Annotated in this window: 11 protein-coding genes; 10 read left to right on the top strand and 1 reads right to left on the bottom strand. The window is 42.4% G+C overall.

What is annotated here, in order from left to right; all coding sequences use genetic code 11:
* Nucleotides 1-38 precede the first annotated feature (38 nt).
* The 10 genes from L1264_RS09455 to L1264_RS09410 all read left to right on the top strand — a co-directional run bounded on the left by L1264_RS09455 (nt 39) and on the right by L1264_RS09410 (nt 13,153).
* Complete coding sequence (locus tag L1264_RS09455; protein WP_199527306.1) at nt 39-2,066, top strand: SUMF1/EgtB/PvdO family nonheme iron enzyme; 2,028 nt, start codon at nt 39-41, stop codon at nt 2,064-2,066.
* A 132-nt stretch (nt 2,067-2,198) separates the two neighbouring features.
* Complete coding sequence (locus L1264_RS09450; protein WP_054552787.1) at nt 2,199-3,242, top strand: rod shape-determining protein; 1,044 nt, start codon at nt 2,199-2,201, stop codon at nt 3,240-3,242.
* On the top strand, nt 3,242-4,084 hold the full coding sequence (gene mreC, locus L1264_RS09445) for a rod shape-determining protein MreC (RefSeq protein WP_054552786.1): 843 nt from the start codon (nt 3,242-3,244) through the stop codon (nt 4,082-4,084). The genes L1264_RS09450 and mreC overlap by 1 nt, the downstream gene beginning before the upstream one ends.
* Entirely contained in the window at nt 4,077-4,556 is a 480-nt protein-coding gene (gene mreD / locus L1264_RS09440) for a rod shape-determining protein MreD (RefSeq protein WP_135922714.1), read from the top strand. Before mreC ends, mreD begins: the two co-directional genes overlap by 8 nt.
* A complete protein-coding gene (locus L1264_RS09435; RefSeq protein ID WP_135922713.1) occupies nt 4,556-5,125 on the top strand; it encodes a Maf family protein in 570 nt (189 codons plus the stop codon). Before mreD ends, L1264_RS09435 begins: the two co-directional genes overlap by 1 nt.
* 1 nt (nt 5,126) lies before the next feature.
* Nucleotides 5,127-6,599, top strand: coding sequence for a ribonuclease G (gene rng / locus L1264_RS09430; protein ID WP_135922712.1), 1,473 nt, complete (start codon nt 5,127-5,129; stop codon nt 6,597-6,599).
* Nucleotides 6,599-10,459 (top strand): YhdP family protein, encoded by a 3,861-nt coding sequence (locus tag L1264_RS09425; protein ID WP_199527307.1) that lies wholly within the window; start codon nt 6,599-6,601, stop codon nt 10,457-10,459. The genes rng and L1264_RS09425 overlap by 1 nt, the downstream gene beginning before the upstream one ends.
* On the top strand, nt 10,449-11,279 hold the full coding sequence (locus tag L1264_RS09420; RefSeq protein ID WP_235403919.1) for a carbon-nitrogen hydrolase family protein: 831 nt from the start codon (nt 10,449-10,451) through the stop codon (nt 11,277-11,279). Before L1264_RS09425 ends, L1264_RS09420 begins: the two co-directional genes overlap by 11 nt.
* On the top strand, nt 11,276-12,715 hold the full coding sequence (gene tldD / locus L1264_RS09415) for a metalloprotease TldD (protein WP_135922709.1): 1,440 nt from the start codon (nt 11,276-11,278) through the stop codon (nt 12,713-12,715). The genes L1264_RS09420 and tldD overlap by 4 nt, the downstream gene beginning before the upstream one ends.
* A gap of 177 nt (nt 12,716-12,892) precedes the next feature.
* The gene (locus L1264_RS09410; protein ID WP_235403918.1) at nt 12,893-13,153 is read left to right on the top strand and encodes a hypothetical protein; all 261 of its coding nucleotides are present in this window, start codon (nt 12,893-12,895) and stop codon (nt 13,151-13,153) included.
* A gap of 58 nt (nt 13,154-13,211) precedes the next feature.
* Here L1264_RS09410 and L1264_RS09405 read toward each other — a convergent pair whose 3' ends face one another.
* Complete coding sequence (locus L1264_RS09405; RefSeq protein WP_199527309.1) at nt 13,212-13,946, bottom strand: MauE/DoxX family redox-associated membrane protein; 735 nt, start codon at nt 13,944-13,946, stop codon at nt 13,212-13,214.
* Between the last annotated feature and the right edge of the window lie 186 nt (nt 13,947-14,132).

Below are 14,132 nucleotides of genomic sequence, written 5' to 3'. Positions count from 1 at the left end.
AATGACCAAATAATTGCCGCTTTTTGGGAATGGAATATATGCGAATCGCTCCTTTATCTCTATTTATTTCAGTTAGTTTGCTAGCAACTAGTGCATTTGCACAAGATACTGCTACGGTAACTGGTATAGAGTCAGAGATCAGTAAAAAACAAGCCGAGTACGATAACTCGACTGTTATCCTTGAAAAACACCTAAAAGAAGAAAGTCAGTTACAGAAGCAACTCGAATTATTGCGCGCACGCTCGACAGAGTTAGACAAAGAAAAAAACCAAGCGCTAGATGCAATGAACGAGATGTATCGCCGACTTATTGATGATCCAACAATAGACATTAGCAATGCACAAGCACGCTATCAAAAGGCAGTTGTTGATCACAAACAGAATAAAGATGATATTTCGATGCAATTGGCGGCAATTGCATCGCATAGAAAAGACATTGAGCAAATTCGCGTAGCTAAACATACCCAACTCAATACATTAGAAAGTTTAAAAGAACAACTCGCAACGGCGCGTGTTGAGCGTTTACGTAATGAGTTTACACGTGAAGGTACATTAGAAGTTAATCACACCATCAATTGTAAACGCACCGAAACGCTTGCTGCCTGTGAGCAGCGCGGTCAGCAAATGGGCTTGCAAAAAGCAACTAAACGTTTTGTTGATCAAATTTTTGCTAACTTAACTGAAGAGCGATTGGTTGAACCAAAACGCAATCTTGCGGGTGCGCAAGTTAAGGTGTTAAGTAGTCATGTTGTCAACAGTGCATTTAGCGGTCAAGGTAACTATAACGTCAACTTAAGCGTGACCATGCGCGGTGATGTAAATAGCAGCCGCTTATGTAGTTTACTTAATTTAGATAACCGATTCTGCGCTGATTATGGCTCGCCACTTGCGGGCAACTATCAGTCTAATTACTCGGTATCTTACCCTGATAGTCAGTTAACATTCAGTGACCCTTTGGATAATAGTCAGGTGGTATCGGTATCACGTATGACTAATGAGCCTGTTAGCGATTATTCATCAAAAAAGCCAGTAAAGGTTGAACCGTTACCTGATTTGAAAAAATCTAAAATGGTTGAGCTAACACTTCGTTCTAATGTGTATGATGATGAAGTGTTTATCGATGGCGTGAGTTTTGGTGCGACAAAATTAACCACTTCGTTGCCTGTAGGTTTTCATGAAGTTGAAATTCGCAAGCGTGGTTATAAAAGCTATAAAGCGCGTATTGATCTTCGCAAAGCGCAAACAATTCATGCAAATTTGGTAAAAGAACCAGAGCCAGTTGTTGCAGCGGTTACAGCAGCTGAAAAACCAGCAACGTCTTCACCAGTTGCAAGTATCGTCAATAAAAACAATTCAGCAGGTATCGTTGTTATTCCTGCAGGCAAATTTAAGATGGGCGATATTAACGGCAATGGTTTAGCCAACGAGCGTCCAGTGGTAGAAAAGACCATTGCTAATTCGTTTGCAATGCAAAGCAAGGAAGTGACTGTTGCAGAGTATGAGCGTTTTGTTGCAAATACAGGTTACAAAACAGAAGCTGAAAAAAATCGTGGTTGTGCTTATTACTTAAATGGTGAACCAGTATGGGAAGCTACGTTAAATTGGCGTAACCCAGGTTTCGAGCAAGAAAGTGATTTTCCGGCGGTATGTTTAACCTATAACGATGCAAAAGCATACGCAGATTGGTTATCGGGGCAAACGGGTCAGTTATTTCGCTTACCAAACGAGGTTGAGTGGGAGTATGCTGCGCGAGCTGGTACTGAAACCGAGTACCCTTGGGGTAACGAAATCGGTAAAAATTTAGCGAACTGTGGTTGGTGTGGGAGCGAATGGTCAAATAAAAGCGCTGCACCGACAGGGTCGTTTTCTCCTAATGCATTTGGCCTATTTGATACAGTAGGTAATGTATGGGAATGGACATATAAAAAGCCAGGACAGTCTGATGTAACGGTTCGTGGTGGTGCTTGGAACTTTGCGCCTAGCTTAGCCCGCGTATCAACACGCCTAATTTTAGCGCCAGACTTTCGTGCAAACTATATCGGCTTTCGTTTAGTACGCGAGCGATAAATATTTAAAAAGGAAGCGCAATAAGCTTCCTTTTTTAGCAATTAATTTAAGGCAGTTGCGCTTTTTCATGATTAGCATGATAGAGTGAGAGCAGCTAGTATAAGAACGTATTTTCAAAGGTCATCCAGCCTCATGTTTAAAAAACTCCGTGGTATTTTTTCAAACGATCTATCGATCGACTTGGGTACAGCCAATACCCTAATTTATGTAAAAGAAGAAGGTATTGTATTAAATGAACCTTCTGTAGTTGCTATTCGCCAAGAGCGAGCTGGTGGCCCGAAAAGTGTGGCATCAGTGGGTACTGAAGCAAAGCAAATGTTAGGCCGTACACCGGGTAACATTAAAGCGATTCGTCCTATGAAAGACGGCGTTATTGCTGATTTCTACGTGACCGAAAAAATGCTGCAACACTTTATCAAGCAAGTACATAACAACAACTTTATGCGTCCAAGCCCGCGTGTTCTTATTTGTGTGCCTTGTGGTGCTACACAAGTAGAAAAACGTGCTATTCGTGAATCTGCGATGGGTGCTGGTGCACGTGAAGTGTACCTAATCGAAGAGCCAATGGCGGCTGCAATCGGTGCAGGTTTACCTGTATCAGAAGCAACGGGTTCAATGGTTGTTGATATCGGTGGTGGTACAACTGAAGTTGCCATTATTTCATTAAATGGCGTGGTTTACTCTTCATCTGTACGCATCGGTGGTGACAAATTTGATGAAGCTATCATCAACTATGTACGCCGCAACTTTGGTAGCTTAATTGGTGAAGCAACGGCTGAAAACATCAAGCATCAAATTGGTTCGGCGTTTAAAACAGATGAGCCTATTGAAATTGAAGTACGTGGTCGTAACCTTGCTGAAGGTGTTCCGCGTTCATTCACACTGAACTCACACGAAATTCTTGAAGCGTTGCAAGAGCCATTAATGGGTATTGTGAGCGCGGTTATGGTTGCGCTTGAACAGTCTCCACCAGAGCTTGCTTCGGATATTTCTGCACACGGTATGGTATTAACCGGTGGTGGTGCATTATTAAAAGACCTAGACCGTTTATTAATGGAAGAAACAGGTATTCCAGTCGTGGTTGCTGACGATCCATTAACTTGTGTTGCTCGTGGCGGCGGTAAGGCGCTAGAAATGATTGATATGCACGGTGGTGACGTATTTAGCTACGACTAATGAAGTTACTTTTTGGTCGTACCATCTCTTTGCAACTGCGACTTTTTGTCGCAGTGCTTTTGAGTGTCGTGCTGATCGTGGGCGATCGCTACACACAAGGTGGTACAACAATTCGCACCAGTTTAAATACCCTCGTTAGCCCACTTATTTATCTCGCCAATTTGCCGTATGAGCTATTTAGTATTGGCGCGAAAAATCTGCACACCCGCGAACAGCTTTTAACTGAAAATGAAGCACTTAAGAAGAAGCAGTTATTGCAAAGCGAGCAACTCCAACAACTGCAATTTTTATCTCGTGAAAACGATAAATTACGTGCTTTGTTAGGTTCATCTGCTAAACAATCAAATCGTAAAATTATAGCCCAGGTCTTGTCCGTTCACTCAAACCCATATAGTCATCAAGTGGTTATTAACCGCGGTACTACCGATGGCCTAAGTGAAGGCCAAGCAGTTATTGACGAAATGGGTGTGGTAGGGCAAATCACCCAAGTTGGTTCGACTACTTCGCGCGTGTTGTTAATGACCGACACCACCCATGCCACACCTGTGCGTATTTTACGTAACGATGTACGTACCGTGGTTGAAGGCATAGGTAAAATTAATGTAGTTAAGCTTTCGCACGTTCCGCACAGCCTTGACGTACGTATTGGTGATATTTTGGTTACCTCAGGCCTAGGTGGCACTTTCCCTGAAGGTTATCCGGTTGCTGTAGTAACTGAAATTAACCGTGACGAAGGGCGTCCTTTTGCGCAGGTATATGCTGAGCCAATTGCACAACTTGACCGGATTCGCTTGTTGGTTGTGCTGTGGCGTAATCAGCAGGAGAGCATAAGCAATGAATAGTCGTCACTCTTTGCTGATTGCTATCAGTATTTTCTTTGCATTGGTTATGGCGTTAATGCCGTTACCGATTTCGTTTGAGCCTTATCGCCCAGATTGGGTGTTAATGGTATTAATGTATTGGTCGTTAGCGGTACCACACCGTTTGAACATTGGTACAGCTTGGGTGGTCGGTTTATTAATGGACTTAGCTTCAGGCTCACCACTGGGTGTAAACTCACTGACTTACTCAGTGTGTATATTTATCACTGCTAGTAACTTCCAAAAGATTAGAAACTTTTCTTTATGGCAGCAAAGCATTTTAGTTGCTTTGTTTTTAACGCTTTACCACCTTATGCAGTTTTGGCTAAATCACTTTTTAATGGGTATTTATTTTAGTCCGCATTATTTGTGGCCTGTGCTAACAGGTATGCTTTGCTGGTGGTGGATTTTCTTAATTTTGCGTAAATATCGCCGTCATTTCAGGATTAGATAATGCAGACCGCAATTTATTTGGCGTCTGCATCACCGCGCCGAAAAGAGTTGCTCAGCCAGCTTGGCGTTGAGTTTTCTCAATTTAGCGTTGATGCAGATGAAAGCCAATTTCCGAATGAATCTCCTCGTGATTATGTTGAACGCTTAGCTAGACTCAAAGCACAATCAGGTGTAGCTATGGGCTACACTGATCGCCCTGTGTTAGGAAGTGATACTGTAGTCGTCATTGATGATACTGCCCTAGTTAAACCTGTTGACCAAGCAGACTTTACAGCCACTATGCAGCGCTTATCTGGGCGCACCCATCAAGTGATGACAGCCGTTGCAATTGCAAATAGTGAGCAAGTAAAAAGTTGTGTTGTTGTCACTGATGTGACATTTAAAAAGTTAAGTGATGAAGAAATTGATGCTTACTGGCATTCGGGTGAGCCCCAAGATAAAGCTGGCGGTTATGGCATACAAGGCTTAGGCGGACGCTTTGTTAGCCATATTTCGGGTAGCTATTTTGCGGTGGTCGGCTTACCTTTATATGAGACTGAACAGTTATTAAATGAATTTTTAAGAGGGTAACATGAGCACTGAATTACTGATCAACGTTACACCGAGCGAAAGTCGCGTTGCGCTAATTGAAAACGGCGTATTGCAAGAGATCCAGCTAGAACGTATTGGCAACCTTGGCATCGTCGGCAATATTTACCTAGGTAAAATTAGTCGCGTACTTCCGGGCATGCAAGCTGCATTTGTCGATATCGGCTTAGATAAGGCGGCTTTTTTACACGCATCAGACATCGTTAATAGTGCCTCAATTGTTGAAGGTGTTGACGAGCAACCAATTAAAAAAGTGCAAGATATTCGTGAACTAGTGCGCCAAGGCCAATACATCATGGTGCAGGTTGTTAAAGATCCCCTTGGCACTAAAGGCGCGCGTTTAACCACCGACATCACTATCCCTTCTCGTTATTTAGTTTTTATGCCAGATGCGACGCATGTTGGTGTGAGTCAGCGTATTGAATCAGAAGATGAGCGTTTACGTCTGAAAAAAATTGTCGCTGAATACGGCGACGAAGACGGCAGCTTTATAGTGCGAACTGCAGCAGAAGGTGCCTCAGAAGCAGAACTGCGTCACGATGCTGAATTCTTAAAAAAATTGTGGCAAAAAATCGTCAACAAACGAAAAAAAATCAGTAAAGAAAGCATCTTGCACGAAGACTTAACACTGGCATTTCGTACCTTGCGTGATTACGTTGGTGAAGACATGGAGCGTATTCGTGTTGACTCTAAACTGACCTATCAAGAGCTTAAAGAGTTTACTGAAGAGTTTGTGCCTATTCTGTCTGAAGCACTTGAGTATTATCCCGGTGAACGCCCGATCTTCGATTTATTTGATGTTGAAACAGAAATTCAAAAAGCGTTGCACCGTAAGGTTGAGCTAAAGTCAGGTGGTTATTTAATTATTGATCAAACTGAAGCGATGACCACGGTTGATGTAAATACCGGTGCGTTTGTAGGGCATCGTAATTTAGAAGAAACCATTTTTAATACTAATATCGAAGCAACCTCTGCGATTGCTCGTCAGCTACGTTTACGTAACCTAGGCGGTATTATTATTATCGATTTTATTGATATGGTCAGTGATGAGCATAAGCGTCGTGTCTTGCATTCGCTTGAATCAGCGCTGGCAAAAGATCGTGCTAAAGCCAACATAAATGGTCTATCTGCACTAGGCTTAGTAGAGATGACCCGCAAACGTACCCGCGAAAGCTTAGAGCATATTCTTTGTGATGTGTGTCCTGCTTGTTCGGGACGAGGGTCGCAAAAAACGGTTGAAACTGTCTGCTATGAGATTTTACGAGAAATTGTCAGAGTAAATCGCGCTTATGCTGCCGATAAATTTATGGTTTATGCCTCACCATCAGTGAGCGAAGCGTTGCTAAATGATGAATATCATAATTTAGCTGAACTGGAACTATTTATCGGTAAGCAAGTCAGTATTCAAACAGAGAGTTTATATAATCAAGAACAATTTGATGTGGTAATGATGTAATGAAGGCAAAAACGGTCTGCTTTTATTGTTTACGTAAGTTATGGCAAGTATTTGCTATTACTCTCGTACTGCTGGCCGTTATTGTCTCAGTCGTTAAGTATTCATTACCCTATGCTAATGATTATAAAGATGACATTGAAGTGTTCTTGTATGAGCGCTTTGATGTCAACTTATCAATTGGGTCTATCTCGGCCAGTTGGCAGGGGAAAGGGCCTGCTTTAGTTATCGAAGACATTTCGTTTGAAGATAACCAAACTTCACCTATCGCACTAACCATTGATAAAGCCAGTCTTGAAGTAAACTTATGGGAATCACTAAAAACCCGTCAGCTTAAATCGAGCTACTTTGTGATCAATGGTTTTCATGCTGATGTTGATTTACCTACCATGCTTGATTTGGGGAACACTCAACAAGCAGGCAGCTTTGAGCAAAAAGAGCTGATCGAAGGCTTGTTTCTTGGTGAAACAGGCCACTTTGCGGTGCAAGACAGTAGTTTAAACTTTACCTTGAGTGATGGTAAAAAGCGTAAACTCATACTTGAAAACATTGTTTGGCAAAATACCCCAGAACAACATCAGGGATCAGGTAGCTTGGCCTTACCGGGGATCTCGGTGGGTAGTTTTGATGCTCGCATGGCCCTTAATGGCTCAACTCTTGAGACTATGGCCGGTGATATATATGTACAAGCTGCCAATGTCGATGTTTCTAAATGGCTTGCTCAATTTATTAATACCGATAAACAGCAGCTCAGCTCCGATATTAATTTACAAACTTGGTTTAGCCTAGAAAAAGGCTTGATCAGCGATGTAAAAGTGCAATGGCTACCGAGCTTTATTAATTGGCAACAAAACCAAGAAGCACATCAAATAAGTTTAAATGAAGGGGGCTTTCATTTATTTCCTTGGCAAGATAATTGGCGTTTAAAAAGCACGGGTCTTACGTTTGAGCGAGACTTAAAACAGTGGCCAACTCTTCAGTTTGAAGCACAGTTAGGTGATAAAAATCAAATATGGCTTAAGCAGTTTGATTTTGGGCTGTTGGCTAAATTAGCCCAGCTTAGTAACTTTGAAGTGCTGGCACCTTTTTTAGCGCGCCAACCCAAAGGCCAACTCAGCGACGCATATGTTGAATTTGATAACCAAGATCATTGGCAATTGTGGTTTCAAGGTGAGCAGATCAATTGGTTATCATTACAGGGGATTCCCGGTGGCCAAGCAATTCGCGTTGAAGGGTTACTCAACCAATCAGCAGGGCGCATTCAATTATACGGTGAAAACAATCAGCTGTTGACCAATGGCAGTTTCAGCCAAGATATTCCCTATAACCAGTTAAATGTAGAGCTTGATTTACATCACTTTGATGATGGCTGGCGCATTAGCAGCGATAATATTTGGCTTGATAACGATGAAGTCACGCTTGCTGCAGAGATGAAACTAAGCCTGACTGACGAACCGCGTCTTGACTTATATGCCGAAGTCTATGCAGCTGATGCTAAGGTCGCAGGGCACTACTTTCCGCTACCTGTAATGAGTGAAAAGCTCGTTAATTATTTGAATGGGGCAATTAAGGGCGGCGAAGTAAATAAAGCGCAGGTATTGTTTTCTGGGCCATTTAAAGGGTTTCCATTTAAAGAGCAACAAGGTCAATTTGAAGTCTTAGCAAATGTCGAGAATGCCAAGTACAAGTTTTCACCAAGCTGGCCTGAGGTTGAAGAAGCCAACGTTATTTTGCACTTTGAAAATGAACGCATGGATATTTATAGTAAATCCGGCAAATTAGTTAACTTAGCGCTTGATGATAGTGTTCATGTGAGCATTGCTGATCTGATGCATGCTGATATGTTAAAAGTTGCTATAAATAAGCGTGCTCACGGTAGTAAGCTTAAGCCTTTCTTTGCTGCTACACCGCTGGCAAAGCCGCTTGCAAATGTATTTGATGTTGTACAAGCGCAGGGAGAAGCAACAGCAGCTATCGATTTATTGGTTAACTTACGTTCAGGCCATGTTGATGCTGTAGGCGAGGTTGAATTAGCTAACTTACCCGTTTACCTAGCCCAGCCGGGAATAACGCTGAGCCATATGACAGGCATAGTTAAATTTAATAACGACAAAATTGTGCTAAACAATGCCCAGGCAAACTGGTTAGGAATGCCACTTACCGCAAGCTTTAATAGTGAAAATGTTGGTGATAACTACCGAGCTGAAATTGCCATAGAGCTTGCCCTTGAGGCAGACCCATTGATTGAGCAAGCACATGGCTTATTGTCTGGCTATTTAGCAGGGCAAAGCAACGTTGATGTTGGTATATCGCTTAACTTTTTACCTAATGACTTTAATTATCGTGCAGACATAACGGGTAATTTAGTGGGGGTTGCTAGCCAACTACCTGCACCTTATAACAAAAATGCAGAACAAACTTGGCCACTAAATGCGGTTGTGCAAGGTGATCATATTTCTAATTTAATCACGGCTAATATCGATAATAAGCTGTTTTTTAATGCGATTTTAGATAATGGCAAAAAGAAGTTTAATAATGCTCACCTTATTTTAGGGTCACAAGATTTAGGGTTAAATCGTGAAGGTTTTGCGGTATCAATCGATTTACCAGAAACCGAAATAGTGCCTTGGTTTGGCTTAATTGATCAAATTATTGCGCTTACCAAAGTTAAGTCTGATGCGCCTAGTGTGATGCCAGCTTTTAACAATGTAACTGGCAAATTTAACAAACTTGCACTGAATAATATTGATTTTAATGACTTTGAATTTAGATTAGCGCCAAAACAATCAGACTTAGAGTTAAAGTTAAATGCCAAAGAATTACGTGCTGACGCACTTATTCCAACCGGTGAAACGCGCAGGCCGATTCAAATTTTTACCGACTACTTACGGATGAATTTTTCGCCAAATGAAAGCGAGCCTTCATCTGATAAGAATGAGCCAGAGGATTTAAGTTGGCTTACGAATATACCTGCAATCGAGTTTTATTGTGAAGACTGTAAAGTAGGCCAATATCAATTAGACAAAGTAAAAAGCAGTTTAGTCGGTGAGCAAAATAAGTTGATATTCTCTGAGCTTGTAATTGATAAAGGTGATCATGTATTACGCGCAAAAGGGCAATTTGCCGATGGCTTAACTCAGTTTAGTGGTAATTTAGAAAGTGATGATATTGGTGAATTATTTGATGAGTTTGAATTAACCACCACAGTAAAAGATTCAGACGCCAATATTAAGTTTGATTTAGCATGGCAAGGCGCACCCTATAGCTTTGATGTACCAAGTTTAGCGGGAGAGCTAGATTGGCGTTTAGGAGAGGGTCACCTTGCAGAAATAAGTGATGGTGGCGCGCGAGTATTTTCATTACTGAGTTTAGATTCGTTAGTGCGTAAGCTGAAACTCGATTTTAGAGATGTATTCTCTAAAGGTTTTTTCTATAACAGTATGCAAGGCACCATGCAGCTAGAAAAGGGCATAGCTTACACTCAAGATACCAAGCTTGATGGTGTGCCTGCCGATTTAACGATTAAAGGGCATACAGACCTAAATACCTTTGAAATTGATTACGACCTTGCAGTTGCCCCGCAGGTGACATCGAGTATTCCCGTTATTGTGGCATGGATGGTCAACCCGGTAAGCGGGCTTGCAGCGCTTGCCATCGATAAAGTGATTCATTCAGCGCGAGTGATCTCAGAGATCAACTTTAAAGTAACAGGAAGTATGAACGACCCTGTAGTGAAAGAAATAGATCGTAAGAGCCGTGAAGTGACATTACCGCAAGCAGCGCAAAGCCAACCGCAGTCTTCTAGCCAATTAAAGTTAAAAGATGCCGCATCTTCAGCGAGTTTAGATACCAATGAAGGCTAATAATCAGCCACAGGTTGTGGCAGTACAAATGTGCTCAAGCATGAATGCTGAGCAAAACCTCGCTTTTCTGGCGGATACATTATTAAAGCTACCTGCAACTCGCCCATTGCTTGTGTGTTTACCTGAGAGCTTTTTGATCTTTAGTAAGCAAAGCCAAGTAAGCTATCAATTAGGTCACCAAAGCGAGACTTATAAAGCGAAACTTGCCGATTTATGTAAGCAACATGATATTTGGTTAGCGGCTGGTACACAGCCTGTGTCGCAGCAAAATGGTAAGTATCTAGCGGCCTCGTTTTTATTTAACAACCAAGGTGATGTGGTTGCGCAATACAACAAAATTCACTTATTTGATGTGGATGTTGCCGATACTACGCGCAGTTACCGAGAGTCTGATGCGACAGAAGCCGGCAAGGATATTGTGGTGGTTGATTCGCCATTTGGTAAAATTGGCTTAGCAGTATGTTATGATCTACGTTTTAGTGGCTTATTCACTGCCATGCAGCGTCAAGGAGCTGAGCTTATTTTAGTGCCTAGTGCCTTTACCACAGTCACCGGTGCTGCTCATTGGCATATTTTATTAGCTGCGCGCGCAATCGAAACACAATGCTATGTGGTTGCTGCAGCGCAGTGGGGCGAGCACGAAAATGGCCGCCACACTTATGGCCACAGCATAATTATTTCACCATGGGGAGAAACGCTCAGTGAGCTTGCCTCTGGTACCGGGTTTATCAGCCATGGGCTTGATTTAAACCGCTTGAATACAATTCGCCAAGACATGCCTGTGCAGTCTCAGCAACGATTTAGAGAGCATTTATTATGAACACGGTTGAACAGCATTTATTACATGACAGCCAACTAACGAGAGAAGAATTAGAAAAAACGCTCGCTTTTATTCATCAACATCAAGTTGATTATGCCGACCTGTATTTTCAATCGAGTCACCACGAATCTTGGGTACTTGAAGATGGCTTAGTGAAAGAAGGCTCATACAACGTTGAGCGTGGTGTGGGTGTGCGTGCTGTTAGTGGTGAAAAAACTGGTTTTTCATACTCAGATGCGATTAACCTTGAAGCGCTAAATAAAGCCGCAACTGCAGCACGCAGCATTGCCAATGCTGGCGAAAACAAAACGATTCAGGTGTTCAGTGATGTAGCTGCTAAACAGCAGTATGCGCCGCATCAACCAATTCAAAGCATGAGCAACGATGACAAAGTAAGCCTGCTTCGTGAACTAGAAAACTATATTCGTGAATTAGCGCCGGATGCTGAGCAAGTGATCAGCTCAATGTCGGCGGTTTATGAAGAAGTGTTAATTGCTGCAAGTGATGGCACCTTTGCAACCGACATTCGCCCGCTTATTCGCTTAAACTGTTCAGTGTTACTTGAAAAGAACGGTCGCCGTGAGCGCGGTGGTGCAGGGGGCGGTGCGCGTTTAGATTATGGCTATTTTAAAGAATTAGTCGATGGCAAACCGCGTTGGATGGAATACGCCGAAGAAGCTGTTCGCCAAGCAAAAGTAAACCTTGAAGCAATTGATGCACCTGCTGGCAGCATGGAAGTTGTGCTAGGCGCAGGTTGGCCGGGTGTGTTACTACATGAAGCAGTAGGTCATGGCCTAGAAGGTGACTTTAACCGTAAAGGCGCATCGGCGTTTAGCGGTAAGGTAGGTCAAAAGGTGGCATCTGAGCTGTGTACAGTCGTGGATGATGGCACCATTGCTGATCGCCGTGGTTCATTAAACGTGGATGACGAAGGGACACCAGCTGCGTATAACGTGCTTATTGAAAACGGTATTCTAAAAGGATACATGCAAGATAAGCTAAATGCCCGTTTGATGGGTGTTAACCCTACTGGTAATGCACGCCGCGAATCGTATGCTCACTTACCTATGCCGCGTATGACCAATACGTATATGTTAGGTGGCGAGCACAGCCAAGCCGATATCATCAGCTCGGTGAAAAAAGGTATCTTCGCGCCTAACTTTGGTGGTGGCCAAGTGGATATCACGTCAGGTAAGTTTGTATTTAGCGCCTCTGAAGCTTACTTAATTGAAAACGGTAAAATCACGCAACCAATCAAAGGCGCGACACTGATTGGCAATGGCCCAGAAGTGATGCAGCAAATTTCGATGGTAGGTAACGACTTAGCCCTTGATAAAGGCGTTGGCGTATGTGGTAAAGATGGCCAAAGCGTACCTGTTGGTGTGGGTCAGCCAAGCCTTAAAATTGATAACCTTACTGTGGGTGGTACGGCTTAAACGACTCCATCACATGGCAGGTTAAACTCTTAACCTGCCTCATTTATCTTCGCTTTCTGTTTACACAAAAACTTACACAAATTTTGTATCAATAAAGGTACTTTTGTCGTTAACTTAATTGTGTGAGCTAACCTATTGCTTACAGCAAAAATAAAAATAGCGTTATAGGATCAAGATATGAAAGCAATTCCAATTGTACTTGCACTTGCACTTGCACTTGCTATGCTGGCAGGCTGTGCATCACAGGCCGTAGTTGATGGGGCTGAAAATGAAATCTACGCTGAGCATGAGTGTCTAGGTGGTGAACTCGAAACCGATTACAGCTATACGATTTTTAGCACCGATGACGACGACAGTAAAAAGGCTGAGGTTAAATCGACCTGTCATCCAGTAAAAACCGAAAGTGAATTCGAGCGCGATTTACGTAATGGTGGTTAACCATTCGTTTAAAGTGGCTTAATTACTTAATTAAGCCACTTTAAATACTAATAAAACGCTAAAAAGTAATAAGCATCCATATACCTGCGGCTATCATAAATAAGTTCTCACTCAGTGAGATAAAGCCGAGCGGCACATTACTGTCGCCACCAACACAGGCGCATTTCAGCTCTCGTTTATCGATATACACAGCTTTAATAACCGATACCGCACCTATGCCACCAATAAATAGTGAAAAGGGTGCTACAGCTAAGGCGGGTAATTCAGCCACCATACCAATCGCTACATACGCCTCGATAAAGGGGTAGACATAGGCATAGGGCACAATGCGCATCGCCAATAAGTCATAGGTAATAAATGAGTTAGAAAAGCTGAATAAATCTTGCAGCTTTTGTATCGCTAATACCGCCATTGATAATGCCACGAACAGCATCAGGTTCTGCACAGAGAATAAAGCCTCACCGCTGGCATAAGTAAAACCGCAGCTCAGTAGCATAGCCACAGCGAAAATGGCTAAAACTGGGGTATAACTGGTACCTTGTTGGCCAGCCTCGGGCAGATTAAAAAAGTCGCGCAACTCATCGTAACCACCAATGCGTTTATCATTGATAAAGGTTTGTGGTGTGGTTTTTACATCATGCTGCTGTTTGAATTCGTCGGTTTGCTCACGATTGGTTAAATGACGATCATCAACATCGTAACCATTACGCTCTAATAAATCTTTTGATTTTAAACCGAATGGGCAAATATGCTCATCGGTTACCATGCGATATAAAATTGCAGACTTAGACACAGTGCCTCCTTGTAAAAATGCCTTGTTTACTGCGTAATAATTGCTTAATTACACAGTAAATAAGGGCAAATTGTTGCTATAACTGGTTACTTTATTAACAGTTACAAGGTTTGTGCCAGCACTGTTTATTGCTTCTAATAGCCTATACTCTCCCTTATAGCTGTACTTTCAAGTAAGTTAGTTAAT

The sequence above is a fragment of the Pseudoalteromonas sp. APAL1 genome (genome assembly GCF_021532475.1).
In the GTDB taxonomy this organism is placed as follows: Bacteria; Pseudomonadota; Gammaproteobacteria; order Enterobacterales; family Alteromonadaceae; genus Pseudoalteromonas; species Pseudoalteromonas lipolytica_C.
The sequence above is the reverse complement of the archived record's forward strand: the minus strand, read 5'-3'. Positions and strand labels throughout refer to the sequence as shown.

What these genes read in the sequence shown, in the direction of transcription:
- L1264_RS09455 (WP_199527306.1), top strand. Translation starts at nt 39, where the DNA reads ATGCGAATCGCTCCTTTATCTCTATTTATTTCAGTTAGTTTGCTAGCA.
- L1264_RS09450 (WP_054552787.1), top strand. Translation starts at nt 2,199, where the DNA reads ATGTTTAAAAAACTCCGTGGTATTTTTTCAAACGATCTATCGATCGAC.
- mreC (WP_054552786.1), top strand. Translation starts at nt 3,242, where the DNA reads ATGAAGTTACTTTTTGGTCGTACCATCTCTTTGCAACTGCGACTTTTT.
- mreD (WP_135922714.1), top strand. Translation starts at nt 4,077, where the DNA reads ATGAATAGTCGTCACTCTTTGCTGATTGCTATCAGTATTTTCTTTGCA.
- L1264_RS09435 (WP_135922713.1), top strand. Translation starts at nt 4,556, where the DNA reads ATGCAGACCGCAATTTATTTGGCGTCTGCATCACCGCGCCGAAAAGAG.
- rng (WP_135922712.1), top strand. Translation starts at nt 5,127, where the DNA reads ATGAGCACTGAATTACTGATCAACGTTACACCGAGCGAAAGTCGCGTT.
- L1264_RS09425 (WP_199527307.1), top strand. Translation starts at nt 6,599, where the DNA reads ATGAAGGCAAAAACGGTCTGCTTTTATTGTTTACGTAAGTTATGGCAA.
- L1264_RS09420 (WP_235403919.1), top strand. Translation starts at nt 10,449, where the DNA reads ATGAAGGCTAATAATCAGCCACAGGTTGTGGCAGTACAAATGTGCTCA.
- tldD (WP_135922709.1), top strand. Translation starts at nt 11,276, where the DNA reads ATGAACACGGTTGAACAGCATTTATTACATGACAGCCAACTAACGAGA.
- L1264_RS09410 (WP_235403918.1), top strand. Translation starts at nt 12,893, where the DNA reads ATGAAAGCAATTCCAATTGTACTTGCACTTGCACTTGCACTTGCTATG.